Raw genomic sequence first — 25,685 nt, forward strand, 5'->3', positions numbered from 1 at the left:
CAGGCTATTAAATTTCACATTTGTTTTGAAATAGATGAATATTGTTCACAATCTGTTAATATATACTCTGTTTTAATAAAGATTTAAAAGAGTTTTTAAAATTTGGTTATCATTAATATTATTGTTACTTTTGATGGGTAAAATAATTTACTATTAAAACAAAATATTCTGAAGAGCAGCTAATCGTTTTACTAAAGGAAAAAAACGAAACAGGTTTTCATCATCTGTATGATCACTATTCCGGTGCATTGTACGGGGTGATTCTTCGAATTGTTCAGTCCAAAGAATATACAGAAGAGATTATTCAGGACGTTTTTGTTAAAATATGGAATTCTATCCATCAATATGATGTTTCTAAAGGTAGATTTTATACCTGGATGATTAATATTGCAAGGAATACGGCGATCGACTATTTAAAATCAAAAGGATTTCAGAACCAGTTAAAAAACCAATCGCTTCCAGATTTCGTATATGATTCTACAGAGCTTTCAACGACTAATGATTCTTCCGATTATATAGGGTTTGCCAATGTGCTTGAAAGTCTGGAGACTGACAAAAAGGAACTTATCGATCTCGCGTATTATCAGGGATATACACAAAGCGAAATATCCGAAAAACTGAAGATACCGCTGGGAACGGTTAAAACTAAAATGAGGAATGCACTTATGAAACTAAAAGATTTGCTAAAAGATTATCAATAAATTGAACACTAAAGAATACATATCATCCGGAATTATAGAATCTTATATTCTAGGTCTTGCTTCTCCAGAGGAGGCGGGTATTTTGGAGTGTGTGATGAAAAACAATGCAGAAGTAAAAACTGCTTTTGAAGAGGCACAGAAAACACTGGAAGATCTTGCAACGGCACAGGCAGTAACACCTCCGGCAGATTTAAAATCAAAGATTTGGAACAAAATTCAGCAGGAACAGACTGCTGAAGAGGAAAAGCCTGTATTTTCTGCGGATATTCCTGCAGCGAAACCTCAGGAAGAAATAAGAATTCAGGGAAGTAATAACTGGAAGGTTTTTGCGGTTGCCGCATCTGTTCTGCTTCTGGTAAGCGTGGGCGGAAATGTTTTCTGGATGAACAGCCAGAAAGAAACAAAAGAAACAATCGCGAAAATGGAGACTGAGAAGAACGCTCAGAATCTTGCGATGCAGAGAATAAATCAGAAAATGGAAATGATTTCCAATCCTGATATGAAAATGGTGAAACTGAAAGGAGTCGAAAAGCACACAGATTCCAAAGCAATGGTTTTCTGGGATACGAAAACCAAGGATGTTTATCTTGACGCCGAAAGTTTACCAAAAGCTCCGGAAGGAATGCAGTATCAGCTTTGGGCTATTGCAGACGGAAAACCTGTAGATGCAGGGATGTATACGGAAGAAAAAGACAGCAAAATTGCGCTTGCCAACATTCCAAATGCTCAGGCTTTTGCCATTACACTGGAAAAAAAGGGCGGAAGTCCGGTTCCTACCATGGAGAATATGTATGTAATGGGAGAGATTTAATTAGTAAACAATTCAAAAATATAAAAATCGGCTTTCGTAAGTCTTTTTGTTTATATAATGGTGAGAAATTTAATCCAATCTGAAAAAAGATTATTCAGAATATTCCTTTAAAAGCTGTCTATAGCTCATCAGTATTGTCGATTTGGAAATAAATCCGATAAACCTGTTGTTTGCGTCCACCACAGGCAAATTCCAGACTCCGGTGTCATCAAAGGTCTGAAGAATATCCAGAGGCTGATCTTCTGGATGAATAATGGCAGGAGGAGCTTTCATCATCTGAATGAGAGTTACCGAGACTTCATTATTGGCAAATAAATAAGGTCTGATATCATCCAGCGTTAAAATTCCTCTTAAAACTTTTTCCTCATTTACAACGGCAAAAATATTTTTATTGCCGTTTTTTACCAGCTCAAATAATTCAGTTATAGGAGCATTTTCATCAATCGCCTGAGAATATCTGTCAATGAATTCTTCTGTTTTTAAAGAAAAAAGAATATTTTTATCATGTTTATTGGTGAATATTTTTCCCTGATCGGCTAAAGATTTCAGCTCCGGAGAAATAGGAGAGAACCACTTCGCAATGAGATAAGAAATGATGGAAACAATCATCAAAGGAATAAAAAGATCATACCCAAAACTGGATTCCGCGATAAGGAAAATAGCCGTTAAAGGAGCATACATCACACCGCTCATTGCACCTGCCATTCCCACCAGAACAAGATTGGTTACAGGAACGTCCGTAAAACCGATCTGCTGACAGACAACAGCAAAAAGATACCCTACTGTTCCGCCCGCAAAAAGCGAGGGTGCAAAATTTCCTCCGTTTCCACCACTGAAAATGGTGAAAGAAGTAGCAAAAGCTTTCAGTAACAAAACCAGAATTAAGAAAATAATAATCGTAAAATCTTTTATTTCAAAATATCTGAAAAAACTGTTCTGAATAATATTGTGGGTATTTCCATTGGTAAAAGCTTTCACTGTATCATAACCTTCCCCAAACAAAGGCGGAAAAAGAACGCAAAGCAGCGACAAAACCGCTCCTCCAAACATTGCTTTTCTAAGCCGCGACATTTTTAACCCCTTTATAAAATGTTCAACTTTTTGGGAAATCACCACAAAATATCTCGCGTACAGACCTGTAACAATTCCTAAAATAAGATAATACGGAACATTTTTATAATTAAAAGCTTCCCGGGTATAAAATCTGAAAAGAACATCTTCCTGCAGCAGAATTCTGGATAACAAACTTCCGCAAACCGCCGCTACAACCAAAGGAATAAAGTCTGTGAATACAACTCCCGTTAAAAGAATTTCAAACGCGAACATAATTCCGGCAATCGGGGCATTAAAAGCGGATGCAATTCCGGCAGTTGCTCCAGCAGCCAACAGAAGAGTTCTCTCTTTGTAACTGAGACGGTACGTCTGCGCAAAATTGGAGCCGATGGCCGCTCCGGTTACTGCAATAGGGCTCTCAAGACCTGCGGAACCGCCGAGTCCTACTGTAACGGCACTCTGTACAATCTGCGAATACATTTTCACGGAAGAAACAATGCTCGAATTCTGTGCAATTTCATATAAAATTGCGCCGATCCCTTTTCTGTCCTGTCCTTTAAATATCGTTAAAACAATACTCGTTGTTAAAACAATTCCCAGAAACGGAAAAATGATATAAAACAGAATCTGGTATTCAAAATGAACTTTGGTTGTAATAAAATGATGAATGTTGTGAACCAGAGTTTTAAGAATTACTCCTGCCAAACCCGCTGAACAACCGACAATAATCCCCGATAAAACCAGAAACTGGTTCCGGCTGAGTCTGTTATTGAGCCAATGTAAGATGAGTTCGTAACTGCGCGCTTTTTCAAGTCCATACTTCTGAAAGTCTCTCTTGAACTTCAGAAAGCTCAGAAACTTTTTCTTATTATGAATATTCACTTTTGGGAATTTTAAACCATAACCGAATTGTTACAGTTCTGTAAATTTATGAAATATATCATGAAATTTAAAATTCGGTGTGGAATGCGTTCTCTTTTTTAGGTCTTAAAATAAGTCGGATGGAAGGATTATTGGTAATAAATAATCTTAACCAGTTGAACGCCAGTCTTACCTTGCTTCCAAAACTTATCAGCGGAATAATGTGAATAAAAAGCCACGTTAACCACGCAATAAATCCTTTGTAGGAAAACTTGGGAAGATCTACAACGGCATTGAATTTTGAGATAATTGCCATGCTTCCTTTATCATTATAAGCAAAAGGAATCTGAACTTTTTCCTCTTCAATTCTTTTAAAATTCTTGCCTAAATTTTTTGCATGCTGAATGGCAACCTGAGCCAGTTGAGGATGACCTTTCGGAAAGTTTTCATCTGAAAGCTGCAGCGCAATATCTCCCAATGCATAAATATTTTTTGTTCCCTGAACTTTATTATAAGCATCAACCAGTATTCTGCGTCCTTTACCTATGCTTTCTTCCGGAATTCCCGGAACTTCTCTTCCAATCACGCCGGAAGTCCAGATCAGAGTTTCTGTTTCAATGGTTTTTCCGTCTCCTAAAATTACTTTTCCGTCAACATAATCTTTTACGGCTGTATTTAAAATAATTTTTACGCCTAATTTTTTAAGCTGATCATAAGCGGCTTCCTGAGCCATTTTACTCATCGGCGAAAGTAAAGTCGGCAATGCATCAATTAAATAAATATTCGAAAGCCCGAATTTTATTTCAGGATATTCTTTCTGTGCGATATAACTTCCCATTTCCGAGATCATTCCCGCAAGTTCCACTCCGGTCGGTCCGCCTCCCGCAATCACGATATTCTGGAGTTTCTGTGCTTCTTTGATGTTTTTATTTCTTGCCGCTTCTTCAAGCGTTAAAAGCATATAATTTCTCAAATAAAGTGCTTCATCAATGGTTTTCATGGGGATAGAACATTTTTTCACATTTTCCATTCCGAAAAAATTGGATTCCGTTCCCAATGCAAGAACCAGATAATCATAATGAAGATTTCCAGTGTCGGTTTCAAGAATATTATTTTCATGATCTGCTTTTACAAGATTTCCCATGTGGAAATTTACATTTTTATAATTGGAAAGCAGCTTTCTGAAGGGATAACTGATGTTTGAAGCCTCAATAAACGATGTGGCAACCTGATAAATCAGTGGCGGAAAAAAGTGATAATTGTTTTTATCGACTAAAGTAATTCTGAATCTTTTGTTATTAACCAAAGATTTTATAAGATTAATTCCTGCAAAACCTCCTCCTACGATTACGATGTGCTTTTTCATATGTATGTGTGATTGAAAATGGTACCGTATTTTATTCAATAATAAAGCCAAATGCAAGATGTGTGATATTTATACATAAAGATTTATGATTAAATATTATCTGCACGATGTTTGTATCCTTTAGAGCAACCAAATTTTAAATATTACCATATGAAAGCAGATGTTTTAAATGAAAAACACAGACTCGGATTAGGTGGAGTAGCCATCGGAACAGCCTTTGATAAATTAACAGACGGCGAATCTTATGAAGTTTTACAGAAAGCATGGGATCTCGAGATACGATATTACGATACGTCGCCGTGGTACGGACTAACAAAAAGTGAAAGACGATTCGGGAATTTTCTTCACGGGCAAAACAGGGATGAGTTTGTACTGTCTACCAAAGTCGGGCGTTTATTTGTGGAAGTTCCGGAAGACGAAGTTCCGCCAACCATGTGGAAAGCACCTTTACATTATGATTTTGAACACAATTACACGGCAGATGCCATTAAAAGATCTATTGAAGAAAGCCTTGAAAGAACACGTCTGAGCCATATTGATATTGTTTACGTGCATGATTTGTCTGAAGATCAGGTAGGAGACCGCTATCCGTATTTTTTGAAGCAGGCGAGAGAAGGAGCATTTAAAGTTTTATCGGAACTGAGAGATCAGGGCGTTATTAAAGCATGGGGAATGGGCGTGAATAAAATTGAGCCTATTTTAGACTGTCTGGATTCTGCCGATCCGGATATATGTCTTTCAGCAACGCAATATTCTATTCTGGAACATGAAGATGCAGTCGACCGATTGCTTCCTGCAGTAAGAAAAGCCGGAGTAAAGCTGGTTTCCGGCGCAGGTTATAACTCCGGATTTATCAATGGACGAGATCGTTACAATTATAAGGATGTGATCCCAAAAGGAATGAAAGAAAAGCGTGAAAAGATTGATGAAATTGCCAGAAGATACAATACCAACATTACCCACGCCGCGTTGCAGTTTGTTTTGGCAGCCGACGAATTTGCATCCATCATTCCCGGAGCGAGCAAACCGGAACAGGTGGAAGATAATGTAAAAGCTCTGGATGAAAAAATTCCTTCGGATTTCTGGAAAGAATTGCAATCGGAAGGGTTAGTTTACGAAAAAGCGCAGATCCCGAATTAATAGAGACTTCATCAATTTACTCTATATAAAACCTCTCTTTTCGGGAGGTTTTGTTATTTACCATGATGGAAATTCATGTAACTTTATTTTAAATATCACTACCAATATAGTTATATTTATTATATTTGCTGAATTTTAAAAAACGAAAAATAAAAATTTAAATAAAGATGAAAAAGTTTATCACAACATTTTCTATAGCGGCAGGACTTTTCCTTACGTCTAACATGGTAAGCGCACAGCAAAAAATCGGGCATGTAAATTCGGATGATATTTTTACCAATCTTCCGGAAGCTAAAACAGCAGAAGGTTCATTAGATACTTTCACCAAAACAAAGCAGGGTGAGATTGAAAAAATGATCACTTCTTATCAGACAAAATTAAAAGCGGCTCAGGATAAAGAGAAAACGATAAGTGAGGCAAACAAAGAAACTGTAATTAAAGAATTAACAGCAGCTCAGACCGAATTGCAGACTTTAGGTAAAGATATTGAAACTTCCAGAACTAAAGCAGCACAGGAAATTTCTAAAAAGCAGACGGAATTATTTACACCGATTCAGAAAAAAGTAAGCGCAATGATTGCTACGGTAGCGAAAGAAAAAGGATTGGCTTATGTGTTTGATATTGCGCCTTCTCAGGGAAACAGCCAGGTTGCTTATATGGACGGAGGAGAAGATATTACTCCGACGGTAAAGTCTAAACTGGGAGCTACAGGAACTGCTTCAAAGCCTGCTTCTAAGTAATATTTAAAAAAATTATGAATAATTCTAAGGTAAAAATTATTCATTCAAAATAAAAAAAGCCGGAATCAGGAATATGAAAATTCCCGTTTCCGGCTTTTATTTCTTTTATACGACGGTCTAATCGAGAGGCTTTCGACCGGATATCAGATTATACAGTACCACAATGATTGCAATAACCAGCAATACGTGAACTAAATATCCTGTACTCATTCCCGGAACGATTCCTAACATTCCTAAAAGCCATACCACAATACAAATGACTGCGACTAACCATAATAAACTTCTCATAACTAAAATTTTTAAGTGATTTGATAAAGTAAATACACATATTATGCCTTTTTCTTAAAAACAGCTTAAAAATAAATACCACAAATTATGAAAAGTGAATAATTGGCTGTAAAAAAACTTAAATAAAAGCTTTTTAATCCAGCAGACCGAAATGAATTAATGCTTTTTCAATTCCATGATTATCAACATCTTCGGTTACGTAATCTGCAACTTCTTTTACGCTGTCATTCGCATTTCCCATGGCGATGCCGATTTTTGTAAATTTTAACATAGAAATATCATTTCCGCCGTCTCCGAAAGACATCGTTTCTGAAACGTCTATATCAAAATATTTACAGAAATTTTCGATTCCTGTCTGTTTGCTTATTCCTCCGGGATTTACATCGGCAAAAAGTGGAGTCCATCTCGAAGATATACTTTTGGGCATTACTTTTTTCATAAATTCGGCTTCGGCTTCCGGTTTCAGAAAAATATTTGCCTGAATTACATTTTCAATATCAATATTTTCTTTATCATGAATCGGCGGAACAGGAATGTTGATATGAGAATACATTCCCACAACTTCAGGTGTTGCATCGTTTATTTCTACTTTATCTTCATACATTAAAGAATAGCTCAGCGGAAAATTTTTGGCATAATGAATCAGACTTTTAATGTCTGAAGGATCTATTGTATGTCTGGAAATAAGCTTGTTTGAGGCTGTAACACAATACGATCCGTTAAAAGTAATGAAGCCGTCAAACTTCAGATGATCGATATGATGCAAGGAATTGATGGATCTTCCTGTTGCGATAATAACTTTTATTCCTTTTTCTCTTAACTTTTGAAGAGCATTTTGGGTAGAATCTGGGACTTTTCCTGTTTTAAAGCTTAATAATGTTCCGTCTATATCGAAAAAGACGGCTTTAATGTTGTGATTTTGGGTGTTCATTGAAGTTTAATAATTTAATCGTTTAAGATTTAAAACAAAAATACAACAATATAATTTTGTTTTATGAGGTTGTATTTTAATTAAAACTGAATTATTGCAGGATCTATAAGGTATAATTCTTGTACAGTTTTCAGCACACCAATAATAAAATAATATGAAAAACCAGGAGGAAATCGATCTTTTGAATGCTCTTGTCCACATTACGAATGACAGAATAAAAGGCTTTGCAAAAGTGGAAGGTAAAATCTGGGAAAGCTATCCCGACGTGAAATCAGAATACGCGAGAATGAATTCTCTTTCGAAAGTCATGAAAAACGAACTCATTGATCTCATCACCGAAAATGGAGGAGAAGCGAATGATTCACCGTCTGTTGCCGGAACGCTCCACAGAACGTGGATTGATATCAAAAACTCTTTTACCATCGGAAACACGGAAGAATCTACGATTGAAAATGTAATTTTTGGCGAAAAAGCAGCGATTGATGCTTATCAGAATGCAATTGACACCGGAAAACTGAGCGAAAAAAGCAGGGAAATTGTTTCGGAGCAGCTTAAACACATCAAAGATTCTTATCATGAATTCAAAGGAAAAAGCAATTATAAAGAATAGTTATTGTTTTTCTTACAGATCAACTTCCTGAAACGGAAAGTTTTTTTATGTCTAAAAAAAATATTCTAAAACAATTCAGAATGGAATTCAGACAACGTTTTTGGGGAAATAGAATCATTACAAATCACCAAATATTGAATAAAAATTAATGAATTATTCTAAAAAACAAATAATTCCGGCAATTTCTCATCAATCAGATGAATACTTAAGGATGTAGAAATTTTAAAAATAAACATTTGAATATCAATCAAATGAATTAATGAATCAATAGAAAATAAATTATTTTATTTAGGAAAAATTCACCCATAAAAATTTATGATAAAAATATCATTAAAATCTTTTGTACTATTGAAATTATTCATACATTAGTGATGTATAAAATACAAAACTTTATCATTTATAGAATTTAGGAAATAATTATCACTAAAAGTTTTATTCATTCTTTTATATATTTAAATTCTGCTTTAAAATTAGGTATATGCCACTCTTGTAAAAGGGTGGTGTTTTTTATTATATAGAAATATGGATTAAAATTTGTAAAAAAACCAATTATTCTGATCAGAAAATAGACAATAATTTCCGTAGAGTAATTTAACATAATATTCTACGAAAATCATTTGAAAATTCCTAAAAATAGAGTAGTATAGAAACTCAACCAAGAGAATAAATAAATTGATTGAGTTTGTTTTCCTTAAAAATCCTCAGGAAAAATTCCTGTTGCATATTGCCACACTTCAACTACCTCATTTAAAGGAATTTCGTAATGCTCATAAAATGTATTATCAGCGGCAACCGTTAAAGAATTTTCATTTTTAGATTTCAGACGTTTGTAAGTAATTCCGTCATTTAAAGTAATGAAAACGTAGGTGTTACCGGATTTCAGATCATTAAGACCTTCCATATATTTTCCGATGATGTATGAGCCGTTCTTAAAGGGCGGCATAGAATCTCCATCCGCAGGAAATGCACGGAATTTTCCGTTTTTCAGAAAAGGAAGAGAAATTCTCTGAAGGCTTTCAATATAATCCGGATCGCTGTAACCCGTTAAATAACCCATAGAAGCTTTCTGAGAGACAATTTCAATGCTTTCGTCGCCGTTCTGATCTACCATTACAGGCAGAACAATACGGTTATCAGGAAGTTTCAGCATATCTTCAAGAGCATGCTTCGTTAAATCTACCGACAGCAAAAGATCAATACTGACATTAAAAATTCTTGAAATTTTAATTAAGACATCAACCGGAGGTTTAGATTTTCCGTTTTCATAAGAACTGTATCTGGAAGCTGTAATCTGTATTTTTTGAGACAATTCGCGTTGGGTTTTTCCTAATTTGGCGCGTAAAAGTCTGATATTTTCTGAAAAAATCGACATATAAAAAATTAAAACGTAAAAATACGAATGTTTGCCGGAGAATCCTAAGTTTTAGGGCAGTTGTGGATAAGTTCCTTTAAAAAATATTTTGATAGAGTCGGTAATCATTCTAAAATTAAAATTGCTGAAAACTTCCGAAGCAGAAAATAAAGTTTTGAATTTGTTAGAGATTATAAAGGAAAGTTTCAATAAACAATTAAACAGGATCATCTGAAAGAATTTTGGTTGTGAAAATATTCTGGTTTTCAATTTGAGAGAATTCTTAAAATACACTCTATTTAACATAATATAAATTATAGGATTTTTTATTTGTGACTGAATAGAGTATTTATGTCGTTCTTTTTAAATTCTGCTAAATCATTTATCCATAGTTATTTATGCGTTTTAAAGCCCTTCAAAATAAAGCTCTACCTATGCTATTCATTTAATTTATAAGACCATATATGCGTTTAAAAAAGCTTCGCTTCTATCTTATACAAAATTCCTAAGTAATTATTATATTTGAAAAAATTATTAACCTATGAATACTTTAATTCGAAGAATTGAAGAGAATCCTATTATTATCTTCTTTAAAGAATATTTAGCCTTAATTGTTATTGTACCATCAATAATTGGAGGAATAAATCAAATATTAAGATTGGTTTTCTATGATAAATCATTGTTATATTTTTTTTCGGCTTCTCAAGTTTTAATTGATTCAATAGTTTCATTATATACTATAAGCACATCATTTATTTTCGCATTTTTTCTCTTAAAAATACTTAATAACTTTAGTTATAATATTAGAAGTATTATTTTTAGTATTTTTATTCTTATTACTTTGGCTCTACTCGCTTTTACAAAAATATACGAAGAATATTATTTTATTTTCTCTATAATTTCTTTCGGAACACTGATCTCTGCCTATTTTGATCTACAAAAATCTAATAATAAATATAAAAAAGAGGTTCTTTTTACTATGATTTTCTTGTCTATTGGATTACTCTTTACATGGTTACATCCCTCTGAAAATATTATAAATTTCAATGAATTAACAAAAGAAATAAGAAAAAAAAATAAAAATGCTGAAATAGTTTTTGTGAATGACAAATATATTATCTATTCTTTGGACAAACACCGTAGCAACATTTTTAAAAATGAAAATAGATTTATGGTTATCCGCCAGGAAGAAATTTTCTCTAATCCTGAAAATGATGAAAAATAAATTAATTAAAAAGAATTTTTTTATAATTTTTATCACCAAAAACTTAAAAACCAATAAATTTGATTTCACCATAAACCGAAAATAATTTCAATCAGTTGTAAATGAAAATATTATGAATCCAAAAGTTGATTTCTTTTTTAATAAAACCGGACAATGGCACACAGAATTTGAAAAATTAAGAACAATTGCATTGAAAACTGAGCTTACAGAAGATTTAAAATGGGGCTGTCCGTGTTATACATACGAAGGGAAAAATATATTCCTGATTCATGGTTTTAAAGAATATTGCGCACTCCTCTTTTTCAAAGGCGCTTTGATGAAAGATGCTGAAAATATTTTGATTCGGCAGACAGAAAACATACAGGCAACAAGACAGATTCGTTTTACAAACCTACAACAGATCATTGATTTAGAGAATATTTTAAGCGATTACATATTCGAAGCGGTAGAAATTGAAGAATCCGGAGCGAAAGTTGAAATGAAAAAAACACATGAATTCAACATACCGGAAGAATTTGCTCAAAAACTAAATGAGAATCCGGAACTTCAGAAAGCTTTTGAAGCGTTAACTCCCGGAAGACAGCGTACGTACCTACTCTATTTTTCTTCAGCGAAACAGTCAAAAACCAGAATATCCAGAATTGAAAAATATATCCCTGAAATTCTTAACGGAAAAGGTTTAAATGATTAGTTTTTATTCTTTGATAAAGCGGTAAGTTTTTTAATTTATACAAAATTTAACAATAAATCATTATCTCAACAAAATTCAATTGTCACTATAAATTAGTATTTTAGTAAGATCGAAAAAATTTGACTATAAATAATAAGGTTATGAAAAAATTACTTTTATTAAGCTCACTATCGGTTGTATTGTTTAACTGTAACAAAAAACCGGAAGCTCCGGCTGCAAATGAAGTTTCTGCGGATACTGCTGCGACAACAGAAAAAGTTACGGATACACTGGGTGCAAAATCATTTTGTTACATGGGAGTTACCGGAAAAGATACCGTTTTTGTAAGCATTGACGATAATCTGGGAACCATCACCGGAAAAATGGCGACCAAAAACAGCGAAAAAGACAGCAATAAAGGAACTTTAAGCGGCATCAAATCTGGAGATACGCTTAAACTGACGTATGAATTTGCTTCTGAAGGGGTTTCAGGAAATAAAAACGATATCTATTTTATACAGACCAAAGACGGCTTAAAGGAAGGAATCGGCGAACGTGATGCCGAAACCGGAACAAAATATGCCAACGAGAAAAAGATAAAATATGAAGGCGGAAGAAACCTTAAAACGGCTGATTGCAATACGGTTACAAAGGCTCTACAGTAAAATATAAATGCAACCAAAAGCGGTTGCATTTTTTTATAATTCTTTGTTAATAATTGCTATAAAACTGTTTACGGCTTCATCATCTGTATTCCAAGAAGTGATGAGTCGGACAGCTGAAAAATGCTCATCGATTTTCTTCCAGACATAAAATTCAAACTTTTTAGATAGTTTTTCAATTAAATCATGGCTCAGAATCGGGAAAATCTGATTGGTGTATGTATCAGATAAAAACAGCACTCCCCTTTCTTTCATTGCATTTTTCATCTTCATCGCCTGCGAATTGGCGTGTTTTGCCAGATCAAAGTAGAGATCATTTTTCATAAGTTCCAGAAACTGAATTCCAAGAAGTCTTCCTTTGGCAAGTAATGCTCCTTTCTGTTTGATATTAAAGGTAAAATCCTGTTGCAGCTCCCTGTTATTGATTACGATGGCTTCCCCGATTAAAGCTCCGTTTTTAGTTCCTCCGAGATAAAAAACGTCAGTCAGCTCTGCCACTTTTTCCAGCGTAAGATCGCTGATTTCAGAGGTTAAACCATGTCCCATTCTCGCACCGTCCATGAAAAGATAAAGACCTTTTTCTTTACAGAATGTAGAAAGTTCTTCCAATTCTTTTAAGGTATAAATCGTTCCCAGCTCCGTGGAATTCGAGATATAAACCATCTTTGGCATTACCTGATGCGGAACGTTTCTATGATTATCAAGAACCGGAATAATGTCTTCCGGAGTTAATTTTCCGTCTGCTTTTTCAATGCTCAGAATTTTATGTCCCGTTGCTTCAATTGCTCCGGTCTCATTGTTAAGAATATGTCCTGTCGATGCAGAAACTGCACATTGATAAGGTCTTAAAACCGAAGAAATAACGATAAGATTTGCCTGCGTTCCGCCCGAAACAAAATAGATCTCAGAATCCGGACCGTCGATTTTTTCTTTTATCAGTGCTTTTGCTTCTAAAGAATACAGGTCTTCTCCGTAACCGGCTTGCTGATCGAGATTATGCTCTGCAAGAGCCTTTAAAATATTGGGATGACAACCTTCTGAATAGTCGTTTTTGAATGAAAATTTCATAGAGTAAAATTAAAAAAGTTCGCGGAAAGTGCCTAATTTATTCATATTATTTTGTTAGATTTGTACAGAATATCATCTAACATTTTGAAAAATACATTAACAGAAGAGAATTATCTGAAAGCTTTGTTTCATCTGGTTGACCATGAGGGAAAAGTGACGATTAACGAACTGAGCAAATTTCTGAACGTAAAAATGCCAAGCGTTAACAATATGATGAAGAAATTTGCAGACAAAAGCTGGGTAATTTACGAAACTTACAAACCTTTGATTGTCACGGATAAAGGTCGTCGTGAAGCTTCTTTGGTAGTAAGAAAACACCGCCTTACAGAAATGTTTCTGGTGAAAAAAATGAATTTTGGCTGGGAAAATGTTCATGAGATCGCGGAACAACTGGAACACGTCCACTCTGCTGTTTTCTTTGACAAAATGGATGAAATTCTGGATTACCCGAAATTCGATCCTCACGGAGAACCCATTCCCGATAAAGATGGAAATATCATTGCACAGGATCTGCAAAAGCTAAGCAACTGCGAAGTTGGCGAAACGGTTGTGTTTGCATCTGTTACACTTTCGGATGATGCTTTTTTAAATTACCTTACGGAAAGAAATTTACTTCTGAATAAAAAAATCAAAATTATTAAAATTGAAAGTTTTGATAGATCCGTAACCATCGAAATCGAAGGAAAACAGGAAGTTTTAAGCAAAAAAGCGACGGAAAAAATACTGGTGAAGAAATAATTTTTTAGCCTTAAATATATGCTTCAACAGGCTCACTCATATTAAACTTGTTTAAACTAAATTCAGAATAAACCGCAAAAGAGACAAAAGACTTTATTTAAAGTATTTCAAAAGTCTGCAAAGAAAAAAAAACTTTGATTTTTAAACTTATGTGCTCTTTCTTTCCATTTAAGCATTAAACTTAAACAACTAAAGTGTTTAAATCTTTTGTGGTAAAAAAGTTTAAACAAGCTTGGTAAAGCGGATTTCCAGAATAATCAAAGCAATCAAAAGAATAAAAATCAAAGATTTTAAAATCTATTGTGATCTTTTCATTTATAATCATTCAACTTTATATAAATGCTTCGTTCATCTTTTGTGCCTTTTGCGGTTAAATAAAAATTTAAACAGACTGATTAATTATTTTAAGCGATGTCCTAAGCTTGTCGAAGCGGATAAATATTATTTCAAGCTAGTTTCCAGAATTTCAGAAACCCGTTCAATCTCATCCTGAGTATTGAAATAATGTGGCGATAATCTAACAATTCCGTTGATTTTTTTATTTGTAAAATCAATTAACGCCGAATTCTTATACGTTACGGAAAAGAAGACATTATTTTCTTTCAAAACTCTTTGAATATTTTCCAGATCTCCATCCGGACCGGAAAATGTAACAATGCTGCTCAGATGATTTCCCCAATCCCAAACTTTAAAACCGCTGTCTTTGAGGCTGTTTCGTAATTTTTCAGATAAAATCTTATTGTACTCTTCAATGTTATCCAATCCGATATGGTTGGCATATTGTATGGCGTGTTTAGCTCCTAATAAAGAAGCATAGGAAATTTCCCAGTGTTCAAATCTTTTGGCTGTTTTAAACAATTCATAATCATTGTATTCCGTCCAGTTCGCTCCTCTCATATCCAACAGCAAAGGTGCGTAATTCTGTTCCAAAACTTTATCCGAAACATACAAGAACCCTGTTCCTCTCGGTCCGCGCAAAAATTTCCTTCCTGTTGCCGTCAGAAAATCGCAGCCAATTTTTTCGACATCAACCATCATTTGGCCGACCGACTGACAGGCATCAACCAAATACAAAATATTATATCTTTTACAGATTTTGCCGACTCCTTCAACATTCTGAATCAGTCCGGAATTTGTCGGAATATGCGTAACGGCAACCAGTTTCGGGGTATATTTTCTGATCAGATTTTCAAGATCTTCCAGATCAAGCTCATTGTCGGGAAGATTTCTGGTTCTGATGATTTTGATATTTAATTTTTTCTGAAGCGAAATAAAGGTGATCTGATTGGAAATATAATCATCAGCCGTTGTGATAATGACATCATTTTCTTTAAAAACAATGCTTGATAATGCCTTTGCAAATGCTTCAGTCGCACTTGTTGCAAAGGCGATATTGGAAGGTTTACAGTTAATCAGTTTTGCAGTTTCATCATAAAATTCTTCTAATAATTCAGCATTTCTGGTGGCAACTTCATATCCTCCGAATTGTTCTTCCTGCTTTAAATAATCAATCATTGAATCCACTACGATTGAAGGCATTAATGAAGATCCTGCATTATTCATGAAAATTTTTCCGTCCGAAAGACCTCTTATATCTTCTCTTATTTTAGCTGCATTCATTTTTTATTACTTTTTAATTCTGACGAAAGAATAATCATTTTCAATAATTTGATTTCCAAAGAAATTTAACGTCTAACAATTTTACACAAAAAATCCCGAATTTATCGTATCGGGATTTGTATTTTTTAAATATGTTTTGACATTAATCCAAAACGCTCCACCCTCTTTTCGGGTTATTATTGTTGGAAACTTCCTGCTCGTTAACAATAATATTTTCTTTTCTCTGGCCAATATAATCCAGTTCACTCAGTTTGGCAAAGATTGTTTCAAGACTTCGCAGCATCTGCTGAATATAAAGGAACGGTTCTCCGCAATTATGATGATCGTAATTGGTTTCAGCAACTATTGAAAGCTGATTAAGTAAGGTATGAGGAGCAATTTCACTCCATTCCAAGCTGTAATTCAGCATTTCTTCCAATTCTGCAGGAACAAGAACCTGTGTTGCATTGTACAGTCGGAGTGCAAGTTTTGCAAAAGATTCAATTAAAAATACAGGCGGCTGATAAGGCGTGATATTTCTGAACTGAAAATACATATCTCCGAAAGTATCGATCATGGTATTGCACAGGAATTTTACATTTTGTGCCAATGCCGTATTCTGATTTTTATGAGATGCTTTCTGAATAATTTTAAAAGCATACTGCTGTAAATTCCCAATGGATTTTGCGAAATTGTTATAATAACCAAGCAACGCAGGATGACTCTGAATCGATGTGCAGGGCGGAATAAAATTAGAATCTACCTGCGCAATATTTCCTTTTAAATCTACTTTTCCGATGATCAGATAATTTCCTCCCGAATAGCTGCTGTTCAGGGATGTTACGGGAAGCAGTTCGATATGGTGATTCGATTGTGCATTCGGATGACGGGGCGGAATTTCCTCCGGATCGATATCTCCGAAAGGAACTTTATCAAAAGGATTCACCGAAATCAGGATGTAATACTCTCCGTCTGCCTGTTCCTCATGCATGGATTTTGCCAGAGATTTTACGCTCACTCTCCTGTCGTTCAGTTCAATTCTGTAACCCGCCATCGTAACTGCGCTGCAATGTTTGATAACCAACTGAACATCATTGGTTGCGGTATTATGAACGTCAAAAATAGTTCGGTCGGTAAAATTATTCGAGATCGGTAAAAGTCCGTAATTATAGGTCGTGATTCCCAAAGAATTGGAATCTCGGATGGTATCGATTAAAAAATTATCCTGATCATTAAGATGTCTCTGGGAAACCTTCATCCCGTCAACCCAATTAATGGCAAAATGCTTTATAGGCTGTATCATATTCAATATTTTAGATGGTGTTTTGCTGTGGTTTTCTTACGCCTTCTTCTTCATGCTGGATCACTCTTTTGCAGATCACGACGTCGTTTTCAGAAATTCTGTTTTCTGTAATATCCTGATCGAAATCGATGTATTTTCTGAAGCTGAAGAACGATTTTTTGGTATAAAAGATCCAGTAATACGATTCTCTGGTTTCATCCGTAAGATGAATAACGGAATTGGGATTTTTGTGGTTATAATCGTCCACAACTCTGTAAAACCAGTCTCCGAAAGTAATTCCGGTAGGTAAAGTTTTTGCTTTAATTCTGAATCTGTTGGAATCTTCAAGGTTTTTGCTTAATTCTACATTCAAAACCATTAATCTGTCGAAATCCGCCCCTTCAAAATCCGGAAGTTTCTGCTCCGGAGAATACCTCCAGGTTTTATAAATATCCACCGGAATGCTGATTAACTGGACATAACAGTAATGAAAAACGAGAGGAACAATAAATATGAAAATACTCGTTGCTGCCATAACCGGATAACCGGTTCCGCGACTCATCCAGCCGAAAATCAGGTAAAAAAGATACCCTCCGAATCCTATGCACGTTAAAGAAAGAATCGATTCAAACAAAATACTTTTTGTGGTAGAACTGAAATGTTTTTTGAAATACCGATCTGATAAATTAACATGAATAATCCCTAAAATAAAGTAAATGATCTGGGCAATTAAATACCAGTAAGGATTGAATAAATTTCCTGCAAACCCGAAAATTCCCGGAATCGCAAGGCATAAACTGCACAGCAGAACATAGATGATAATGGTTTTGATCTTAATTGCGGGTTTGTTTTTTCTGATGATTCCTAAAATGACCATCATAATAACCGCAAATAAAGGCATAAGAATATACCTTAAAAAGATTCCTTTTACTGAAGAAATTTCCATTTGTCTTTTTTCGAATTAATATTTTTCTTGGTGATTGTAAATATAGTTAAAAAAATTCACAGAAAGGTAGAGTAACCGAGCCGGTTTGCATTTCTATCATCATCTTCCAGTGCAAAAGAATAATCCTTTTTTTCTGTGATAAAATTTTCTTCCACATCCACACTTACAGGCAGAAAATAATCGTACATTGCCTGCAAAACTTTCCGGAACGGACTTCCGTCGATATATTTTTTCATTTCGGTGTAAGGAATTGGTCCAATGTTTATTACCCAGTTCCTTTGCCCGTCCATATGTTTTCCACTCGGAATATAGGTAACTCCCAATCTGGAATTTCCCAGCAGCATAGAATCGTCTTCCTCTTCCACTCCGTCAATAACATTCGGGGCAAAAGTTACTTTTACAGGAGTCTGTAAAAATGCGGTCATGCAGCGTTCAAACCAGGATTTATTTCCTCTGATCTGATGAAAAAACGGAAGAATATAAATAAAAATACAGGCATTTTTCTTATCCAACTGATTAATCAAAGGCCAGAGTTCGCTTACGGTTTCCAGTAAAGAATCTGTATCACTTGATATTTCAAAATCAAACTCTTTGAGTAAAGCACTGATCTCCGTAAAAAATATTTCCAGCTCAAAAGGCTTGAAAAATTTTCGGGCATCCTCTTCCACTTTTTTCTGTCTGCGGATTTCGCGGACAACGGTGTCTACATTTTTTCGGGAAGCTCCCAAAGAAGGCGGATGGAAAAGTCCTTCGGGAAGATAATCGTAAATTCCTTCTCTATACGTTTCTATGGTAAAAACTTCTTCGTCAAAACCCAGATAATCGCTCGAAATACTTTTAATATCCTTTAAATAAGCACGGTCATTAATCCCGATCCTGTCGATAAAAATATTGCTTACCGCTCTGTGGTATTTTAAAAGATTAACGGCTACAGCTTCTGCTTTGAAGTCGGTCTGCAGCTTATTGTATTGCATGTCTACAATATTATTCTCATACATGGTTTTTCCTGTGATTTGGCTTGTAAAAATAGTATATCTCGAATTATTGAAAAAATATTCTTTCACTAAATTCATATTAAAAATACTAAATTATTAGTATTTAAAAGAATAATATAAATCTGAAATGTAAAATTTATGAAAATTTCAACAAAAAAATCACTTAAAAAATCCGAAATAATATTGGATTATGTTTAAGATTACGTTAATTTTTAAAATCCTTATCTTCAGGCTGAACCTGAACCTTAAATTAAACGTATCTTTGCCCCCTGAAAATGTTATTTTACAATGAAAAGTATTTATTCTAAAATGCTGGTTTTAGCATTCATGGCATCTTCGCTTTATTCTTATGCGTGGGGATTAACGGGACACAGAATTATTGCAGAGATTGCAGAAAATCACCTTTCCGGAAAGGCAAAAAGAGAGATCAGAAAAATGATGGGGAGAGAACGTCTTGCGTACTGGGCAAACTGGCCGGATTTCATTAAATCTGATACTACAGGAGTCTGGAAGGAAACTTCAGCGTGGCATTATGTAAACATCGATCCGCAGACGGATTTTAAAGTATTTGAAGAAAAACTGAAAGCGCAGGCGGGACCAAGTCTTTACACACAGATCAAAACATTATCCAGCCAGATCAAAGACGAAAAAACGTCTGAGAAAGACAGAAAAATCGCTTTAATTTTCCTGATCCACATGATGGGAGATCTTTCGCAGCCTTTACACGTAGGAAGAGCAGAAGATTTGGGAGGAAACAAAATTAATGTGACATATTTCGGAGATAAATCCAATTTGCACTCTGTCTGGGACGGAAAATTAGTAGATTCTCAGAAATACAGCTACACAGAATATGCAAAATTACTGGACATCAAGTCTGATGAGGAAGTAAAACAGATCCAGACCGGAACTTTAGAAGACTGGTTGTACGATTCTCACAAAATTGCCAACAGAATCTATGCGCAGACACCAAACGATTCTAAACTGTCTTACGATTATCAGTACAAATTTAATGAAACGATGGAAAGACAGCTTCTGTACGGAGGTTTGAGACTGGCAAAACTGTTGAATGACCTTTTTTAAAGTGAATTGTCAATGGTGAATTTTAAAAGTTATTTTATTTTCACCTTTAAATAATAGAGCGGAACTTTTGTTTCGCTTTTTTTATTTTAAATAACAATATTCACAATACTTGTCATGTTGAAACCATCTAGAAAAGTATATTGAAAGATTTGTTTCGTGGTAAGATTTGAACATACATTGCGAACGCAAAAAACCTTTATGCAAAAAGTTTTTAAAATTTATTGAACCTCTAAAAGCCCTAAAATCGCTGTTCTGTGAAGTGAGAGCTATAATTTACAACTATTTTTTCAAACTGAGTTTAAATAAATGAAAATATTTTGTAACCCGTGTAACCTTTTTGTTCCTTCATACGTATATTATAGTAGAAACTCTTTTTTGAGGATAAAATAGATGAGACAATTAAAAATCACTAAGCAGGTAACCAACAGGGAAACTGCTTCATTAGACAAGTATTTGCAGGAAATTGGTAAGGTAGAACTAATTACTGCGGACGAAGAGGTAGATTTGGCACAGAGAATCCGTGCAGGCGACAGAGCAGCACTGGAAAAATTAATTAAAGCCAACCTTCGTTTCGTGGTATCGGTTTCTAAACAGTATCAAAATCAAGGTCTTTCTTTACCCGATTTGATTAATGAAGGTAACTTAGGACTGATGAAGGCGGCAAAAAGGTATGATGAAACTAGAGGTTTCAAATTCATCTCTTACGCGGTTTGGTGGATTCGTCAGTCGATCTTACAGGCTTTGGCAGAACAGTCGAGAATTGTAAGATTGCCGTTAAACAAGATCGGTTCCATCAATAAAATCAACAAAGCTTACGCTCACCTTGAGCAGGAAAACGAAAGACCACCTTCTCCGGAAGAATTGGCTGAAGTTCTTGACATGAGCGAGGAAGATATCAAAGAATCGATGAAAAACTCCGGAAGACACCTGTCGATGGATGCACCTTTGGTAGAAGGTGAAGATTCTAATCTTTATGACGTATTGCGTTCAGGAGAATCTCCAAGTCCGGATAAAGATTTGATGCTTGAATCTCTTCAAATTGAGATCGAAAGAGCATTGAATACTTTAACTCCGAGAGAGGCTGATTTGGTAAGATTATATTTCGGACTGAACGGAAAACATCCGATGACTTTAGAAGAAATCGGGGAAACTTTCGACCTTACAAGAGAGAGAGTTCGCCAGATCAAAGAAAAAGCGATCAAGAGATTGAAGCACAACACCAGAAGTAAGATCTTAAAATCTTATTTAGGGAAGTAATTTTTAACGAAACAATACGACGCGGAGCTTGATTTTCAGGTTCCGCTTTTTTATTTTTGCTAAACTATGGAACTGTATTTTGTTATTGGAGGATTTATTTGTTTAGTCATTGCAAGAAATCTTGGAACGCATTTCTATTATAAAATCAAACACAGGCAACTTTTAGAATTCTTAAAAGGGAAAATTAAAAATATAGGAATAGATATTGAGGCGTTACACAGTAATGCATCTCGTAGCTATAAGGTAAATAAGACCGATGTTATCTTCTTCAAAACACACATTTTTCTACTGATTAACGGTAAAATTTTCAGACAGGCACAACCTATTTTACAGATCAGCAGAATTGGAAATACCGAAAAATTTAAAGATGTCTGGGAAGAGATTAATTATATATCCAAGATGAAAGTGGAAAATAAGCTTAGAATTAACGGGTTTGCGCTACGCGGATCATTTAAAGTTGACTACAAAATATTTTTGGATTTCCAGAACAAAGATTTTGATTTAGAGAATTATATTAACAGCCAAAATATGCATAATAATTAATTGCTCAGAAAACATAAATTTAATACATAATTAATCCGTACGAAATCCGTATAAAAAAAGAATCTGATAGTTTCGCAATCAATTTAAAACTTAAAAAACAGATTAAACTGATCATGATTCAAAAAAAACTTTTCGGGTGGATGCTTTTGTTTGCCATAACGAGCATTGGATGTGCAGATAATGACATCAATTCAACTTTGAAAGAAGAAAATTTATCTTCAAAAGCCGATCTCGGCAAAGCTGCCGCAGACGTAAGTGTAAATGCTTACACCGATACAAGCGCATATATCAATTCCGGTTTCAGCTTTTTAAACCCTTCACAGATTGATAAAAACCGTCAGGCAATCGGCGGAAGTGCTTATACCGAAGTCTACGGATTTAATATTCCTGAAGAAAACAGAGTGAGAGGAATCCGCTGGAATACCGATGATGAAACGACTTCGCTTTGGAGACCGCAAGGGATTTCAGGATTTACCAAAGATGGTGTCCGTTATCTTTTGGTGAGTTGGTATGCGAAAGATGAAGCTGAATTTAAAGGTTCCCGAATTACCCTGATTGACATCAGTCCGAGTTCCAGTACTTATCTTACTTACCGTCATATTCTTTTGGTTCAGCCCGATATTCCGGCAGGTACAACAGGCTATTCGCAGTATGGTTCTTATGCTCCGCTGAATGTTCATGCAGGCGGAATTGCCTATTTTAAAGGTAAAATCTATCTCAGCAGTACAAATTTAGGTGTTCGTGTTTTCGATCTGAATAAAATTATTGAAGTAAGTACTGGTGACTCTACAAATGATAAATGCGGTAAAGATTCTAACGGAAACCTGTTCGCTTTCAATTACAGGTACATATTGCCGCAGACAGGATATCAGAAAATCAATAACGCGAATCCTTTCTCTACGATTCAGGTAAATGATGAAGGAACGCAGTTCTGGACAGGGCAATATTATTCAGGCAGCGCGGATGCTTCCATCGTTCCGAAAGTGTTTGGTTTTCCGGTTGATACGAACGGAAGACTTCAGAATACAGGAATTGTAACCGTGACGCCGAAAAACAGTCTTTTCACAGACAATCATGCGCACGGAATTCAGGGCGTTTTCAGAAAAGGCAACAGAACGTGGCTTTCCTGTACCGGATCTCCAAGCAATTCTTACGGATCAAACGCGAGATTAGCGCGTTATACCGATGGTGCAGATGATACGGTCCGTTTCAGATGGCCATATGGAGCGGAATCTCTTTACTATGAGTCTCAGTATAATTACCTTTGGAGTTTAACAGAATATGAACCGAATGCAGGAGCACAAAACGGAAGTCAGGTGAACAGATGTATCTTTGCGGTTGATTTTTCCAAATACGAATAATAAAATTTTGATCCGAAATTAAAAAACAGATAAAGACCGTCATTACGATGGTCTTTTTTTATTCTAAATTGCTTTAAATTAATTAGCTATGACCATCGCAAAGGCACAAAATATTGATTACATACGGTCTTGTTTTAAGACGCAAAGATTTTATCTGCGATAAAATTAAGCATCATTCTTTATTGAACATCTTTGATTTTCTTGCGCCTTAAAGATTTGAGATTAATAAAAACCTGCGTCTTTGCATTTTCCAACAAGAATATTTTATTTTAAGCCTCCTTAGCTTAAAAAACTGAGTGAAAATCAATGTATTTATTCCTTAAAGGCTTTAAGATTTTAAAACATTTAAAATTTTAGCTATCTTCACTTTTCAATTGAGAAACATGAATAACCATTCAGAAGAAAACAAAATATCAAAAGATAAAAATGTTCTTGTTGTTTTAAATAACAGTCAGGAAATCAACACAGAAATTCAGTACATCGTGGATCATTTCTGCGGAACCGTAGTTCATGAGCTTAGTCCGGAACTTGATCATCAAAAAATATACATCTGCGGAAATTTGGAAAACATTCAGAAAGGCCATCATTTCCTGCATATCATTAAAGAATTTTCGGTGAATTTTGAAAATATCAGCGAAGAAAAATCAAAAATTGTCGAAATTGGAGAAGTTCCGGTTATTGTAAGCAATGCGGGAGTTTATTTCCGAAGACTCTTTCATGAGGAGAATATTTTTGAAAAAGTAAAATCTGAACATCATTTTCAGGAACTTACAGAATCCAATAAAGAAGCGAAAGCTCTTAGAAAAGGCATTTATCTGAGTAAAGTGACTCATGAAGCCGATGAAAATGGGGAAGAAACGCTGCATTTTAATTTGTTGAGATGCTCCAGCAATCTGACAGGACCGACAGATAATTTCAGAGAAACCGACCAAAAAATTATTGCTCTTCTTAACGAATGTGCAAAGGAAACTTTTGAATATGAAACGGATCTGAATCACGCTTTGGTACAGATTTACGAGAACAAAAAGAAAACTTCGGATGCTGAAAAGGAAGTGAAAGCCAAAATTAAAGCCCACTCCGACAAAACGAAAGATATGCCGAAAGAAGGACTGATCGCATTCTGTACTTTCTACGACGATTCCAATTCCGAACATTTAAAACCATCGGAAACAGATAGATTTGATGTTTGTTATAAGCAAACGAGCGCATTAACAAGGCTCCATTTCAGGCTTAAGAAAACAGTTGAAGACGAATCTCTGGAAAAAGAATTCACCGTTACTTTATACCCTGATTCTGCGTTTATTATTCCGCTGTCTACCAACAGATTATATACGCATGAAATCCGCCCTTCTGTTTTGGGAGTCGATCAGATTCCGATAAGAATGGGATATGTGGTTCGTTGTTCGAATCTTGAGGCGATGTACAAAGATAATCAGACCTACATCAAAGAAAACGATAGTTATGTTAAATTGGAAAGCATGACTCCTGAAATGCAGGCGGAACTTCGCAATTCTTATTACGAAGAGAACATGACGGAGAATAAGGTAAACTATAAAACCACCCATTTCAGCATGAATCTGGGCGATTATGAAAAACCAATCCTGTAATGAGCAGCTCCGGATTTTATAAAATACGGCTTCCTGAAAAGCAAAATACTTTTGAAAATCTTTTGAATTCTGCGGATTTTGAAGCAACAGGAAAAGGCAGACTCGGAAATCATCTCGTGAAAGAAGAAGACGGAACTTTTGCTGTTGTAAGGACAACGACAAGATATCAGATTCCGGCGAATCTCTTTTCTGAGGTTCATCATTCCGTTGTTGAACAAATTAACCAAACAATTTCAGCCGAAATAACAGATGTGCCTGAACAGCATTTCAACAATGCATTGATTGAAGTGTATGATTCTTCGTACTCGAAAATGGGGTTTCATTCCGATCAGGCTTTGGATCTGGAAGATCATTCATTTATTGCTTTGTTTTCATGCTATGAAAATCCAGATCAGTTAAAAGAAAATCAGCTCAGGAAGCTTGTTATAAAAGACAAAATCACGGAAGAAGAATCTGAAATTATACTAGATCATCATTCTGTTGTACTATTTTCTGTAGAAACGAACAAAAAGTTTCAGCATAAAATTGTTCTGAATTCCAACCCTAATTCTAAAGGCTTTACGGATAACAGATGGTTGGGAATGACGTTCAGGACTTCCAAAACTTTTATCAGTTTTAAAGACAACCAACCGTATTTTTCAACCGGAGAAGTATTTATTTTAGCCGATGAAGAAAAGGAAAAAGAATTTTTCCGGCTGAGAGGAGAAGAAAACCGTTCTCTGGATTTTGTCTATCCTGATCTGTTTTTCACGATAAGTCCGGCTGATCTTTTAATTCCTGAAATCAAAAATTAAATATAT

At 35.0% G+C, this 25,685-nt stretch carries 25 protein-coding genes; 15 read left to right on the plus strand and 10 right to left on the minus strand.

Annotated features, from left to right (window positions below; all coding sequences use genetic code 11):
* Nucleotides 1-257: 257 nt before the first annotated feature.
* Nucleotides 258-701, plus strand: a complete 444-nt coding sequence (locus PFY09_RS02635; protein WP_271161319.1) for an RNA polymerase sigma factor — start codon at nt 258-260, stop codon at nt 699-701.
* Nucleotide 702: 1 nt separating this feature from the next.
* On the plus strand, nt 703-1,512 hold the full coding sequence (locus tag PFY09_RS02640; RefSeq protein WP_271161320.1) for an anti-sigma factor: 810 nt from the start codon (nt 703-705) through the stop codon (nt 1,510-1,512).
* Nucleotides 1,513-1,602: 90 nt separating this feature from the next.
* Here the strand turns inward: PFY09_RS02640 and PFY09_RS02645 are convergent, their stop codons facing one another.
* Complete coding sequence (locus PFY09_RS02645) at nt 1,603-3,447, minus strand: chloride channel protein (protein ID WP_256037811.1); 1,845 nt, start codon at nt 3,445-3,447, stop codon at nt 1,603-1,605.
* 67 nt (nt 3,448-3,514) lie between these two features.
* Complete coding sequence (locus PFY09_RS02650) at nt 3,515-4,792, minus strand: NAD(P)/FAD-dependent oxidoreductase (protein WP_271161321.1); 1,278 nt, start codon at nt 4,790-4,792, stop codon at nt 3,515-3,517.
* A 150-nt stretch (nt 4,793-4,942) separates the two neighbouring features.
* On the opposite strand from PFY09_RS02650, the gene PFY09_RS02655 reads away from it, so the two are divergent.
* Complete coding sequence (locus tag PFY09_RS02655; RefSeq protein WP_271161322.1) at nt 4,943-5,932, plus strand: aldo/keto reductase; 990 nt, start codon at nt 4,943-4,945, stop codon at nt 5,930-5,932.
* A 167-nt stretch (nt 5,933-6,099) separates the two neighbouring features.
* Nucleotides 6,100-6,672: an OmpH family outer membrane protein gene (locus PFY09_RS02660; protein WP_185204562.1), complete on the plus strand. Its 573-nt coding sequence runs from the start codon at nt 6,100-6,102 to the stop codon at nt 6,670-6,672.
* A gap of 117 nt (nt 6,673-6,789) precedes the next feature.
* Here the strand turns inward: PFY09_RS02660 and PFY09_RS02665 are convergent, their stop codons facing one another.
* Both PFY09_RS02665 and PFY09_RS02670 read right to left on the minus strand, forming a co-directional pair.
* A complete protein-coding gene (locus tag PFY09_RS02665) occupies nt 6,790-6,960 on the minus strand; it encodes a lmo0937 family membrane protein (protein ID WP_106408105.1) in 171 nt (56 codons plus the stop codon).
* A gap of 133 nt (nt 6,961-7,093) precedes the next feature.
* Nucleotides 7,094-7,891, minus strand: coding sequence for a Cof-type HAD-IIB family hydrolase (locus PFY09_RS02670; protein WP_271161323.1), 798 nt, complete (start codon nt 7,889-7,891; stop codon nt 7,094-7,096).
* 154 nt (nt 7,892-8,045) lie between these two features.
* Between PFY09_RS02670 and PFY09_RS02675 the strand changes: the two genes are divergently transcribed.
* Nucleotides 8,046-8,501, plus strand: coding sequence for a PA2169 family four-helix-bundle protein (locus tag PFY09_RS02675; RefSeq protein ID WP_271161324.1), 456 nt, complete (start codon nt 8,046-8,048; stop codon nt 8,499-8,501).
* A gap of 691 nt (nt 8,502-9,192) precedes the next feature.
* On the opposite strand, the gene PFY09_RS02680 is transcribed toward PFY09_RS02675, so the two are convergent.
* Nucleotides 9,193-9,873, minus strand: a complete 681-nt coding sequence (locus PFY09_RS02680) for an XRE family transcriptional regulator (protein WP_271161325.1) — start codon at nt 9,871-9,873, stop codon at nt 9,193-9,195.
* A 520-nt stretch (nt 9,874-10,393) separates the two neighbouring features.
* Between PFY09_RS02680 and PFY09_RS02685 the strand changes: the two genes are divergently transcribed.
* The 3 genes from PFY09_RS02685 to PFY09_RS02695 all read left to right on the plus strand — a co-directional run bounded on the left by PFY09_RS02685 (nt 10,394) and on the right by PFY09_RS02695 (nt 12,412).
* Nucleotides 10,394-11,077 carry a hypothetical protein gene (locus tag PFY09_RS02685; protein WP_271161326.1) on the plus strand — a complete coding sequence of 228 codons (684 nt, stop codon included), beginning with the start codon at nt 10,394-10,396 and terminating at the stop codon, nt 11,075-11,077.
* A gap of 112 nt (nt 11,078-11,189) precedes the next feature.
* Nucleotides 11,190-11,768 carry a YdeI/OmpD-associated family protein gene (locus PFY09_RS02690; protein WP_271161327.1) on the plus strand — a complete coding sequence of 193 codons (579 nt, stop codon included), beginning with the start codon at nt 11,190-11,192 and terminating at the stop codon, nt 11,766-11,768.
* Nucleotides 11,769-11,908: 140 nt separating this feature from the next.
* Nucleotides 11,909-12,412, plus strand: a complete 504-nt coding sequence (locus tag PFY09_RS02695; protein WP_271161328.1) for a hypothetical protein — start codon at nt 11,909-11,911, stop codon at nt 12,410-12,412.
* Between the two features lie 33 nt (nt 12,413-12,445).
* Here PFY09_RS02695 and PFY09_RS02700 read toward each other — a convergent pair whose 3' ends face one another.
* Nucleotides 12,446-13,477, minus strand: coding sequence for a threonine aldolase family protein (locus PFY09_RS02700; protein WP_271161329.1), 1,032 nt, complete (start codon nt 13,475-13,477; stop codon nt 12,446-12,448).
* An 84-nt stretch (nt 13,478-13,561) separates the two neighbouring features.
* On the opposite strand from PFY09_RS02700, the gene PFY09_RS02705 reads away from it, so the two are divergent.
* Entirely contained in the window at nt 13,562-14,215 is a 654-nt protein-coding gene (locus PFY09_RS02705; RefSeq protein WP_076390190.1) for a metal-dependent transcriptional regulator, read from the plus strand.
* 441 nt (nt 14,216-14,656) lie between these two features.
* On the opposite strand, the gene PFY09_RS02710 is transcribed toward PFY09_RS02705, so the two are convergent.
* From PFY09_RS02710 to PFY09_RS02725, 4 genes are all read right to left on the minus strand, one after another.
* The gene (locus PFY09_RS02710) at nt 14,657-15,835 is read right to left on the minus strand and encodes an aminotransferase class V-fold PLP-dependent enzyme (RefSeq protein WP_271161330.1); all 1,179 of its coding nucleotides are present in this window, start codon (nt 15,833-15,835) and stop codon (nt 14,657-14,659) included.
* Nucleotides 15,836-15,977: 142 nt separating this feature from the next.
* Nucleotides 15,978-17,117, minus strand: a complete 1,140-nt coding sequence (locus PFY09_RS02715) for a hypothetical protein (protein WP_087710223.1) — start codon at nt 17,115-17,117, stop codon at nt 15,978-15,980.
* 10 nt (nt 17,118-17,127) lie between these two features.
* Nucleotides 17,128-18,042: a TssN family type VI secretion system protein gene (locus PFY09_RS02720; protein ID WP_271161331.1), complete on the minus strand. Its 915-nt coding sequence runs from the start codon at nt 18,040-18,042 to the stop codon at nt 17,128-17,130.
* A gap of 56 nt (nt 18,043-18,098) precedes the next feature.
* Nucleotides 18,099-19,106 carry a type VI secretion system baseplate subunit TssG gene (locus PFY09_RS02725; protein WP_271161332.1) on the minus strand — a complete coding sequence of 336 codons (1,008 nt, stop codon included), beginning with the start codon at nt 19,104-19,106 and terminating at the stop codon, nt 18,099-18,101.
* Nucleotides 19,107-19,325: 219 nt separating this feature from the next.
* Between PFY09_RS02725 and PFY09_RS02730 the strand changes: the two genes are divergently transcribed.
* From PFY09_RS02730 to PFY09_RS02755, 6 genes are all read left to right on the plus strand, one after another.
* Nucleotides 19,326-20,117 (plus strand): S1/P1 nuclease, encoded by a 792-nt coding sequence (locus PFY09_RS02730; protein ID WP_271161333.1) that lies wholly within the window; start codon nt 19,326-19,328, stop codon nt 20,115-20,117.
* 390 nt (nt 20,118-20,507) lie between these two features.
* Entirely contained in the window at nt 20,508-21,374 is an 867-nt protein-coding gene (locus tag PFY09_RS02735) for a sigma-70 family RNA polymerase sigma factor (RefSeq protein ID WP_027385416.1), read from the plus strand.
* A 66-nt stretch (nt 21,375-21,440) separates the two neighbouring features.
* The gene (locus tag PFY09_RS02740) at nt 21,441-21,917 is read left to right on the plus strand and encodes a hypothetical protein (protein WP_271161334.1); all 477 of its coding nucleotides are present in this window, start codon (nt 21,441-21,443) and stop codon (nt 21,915-21,917) included.
* A 113-nt stretch (nt 21,918-22,030) separates the two neighbouring features.
* Nucleotides 22,031-23,278 carry a hypothetical protein gene (locus PFY09_RS02745; protein ID WP_271161335.1) on the plus strand — a complete coding sequence of 416 codons (1,248 nt, stop codon included), beginning with the start codon at nt 22,031-22,033 and terminating at the stop codon, nt 23,276-23,278.
* Nucleotides 23,279-23,661: 383 nt separating this feature from the next.
* Complete coding sequence (locus PFY09_RS02750; RefSeq protein ID WP_271161336.1) at nt 23,662-24,885, plus strand: hypothetical protein; 1,224 nt, start codon at nt 23,662-23,664, stop codon at nt 24,883-24,885.
* Nucleotides 24,885-25,679, plus strand: coding sequence for an alpha-ketoglutarate-dependent dioxygenase AlkB (locus PFY09_RS02755; protein WP_271161337.1), 795 nt, complete (start codon nt 24,885-24,887; stop codon nt 25,677-25,679). The genes PFY09_RS02750 and PFY09_RS02755 overlap by 1 nt, the downstream gene beginning before the upstream one ends.
* Nucleotides 25,680-25,685: the final 6 nt, after the last annotated feature.

It is taken from the genome of Chryseobacterium gambrini (assembly GCF_027920505.1).
Lineage (GTDB): Bacteria > Bacteroidota > Bacteroidia > Flavobacteriales > Weeksellaceae > Chryseobacterium > Chryseobacterium gambrini.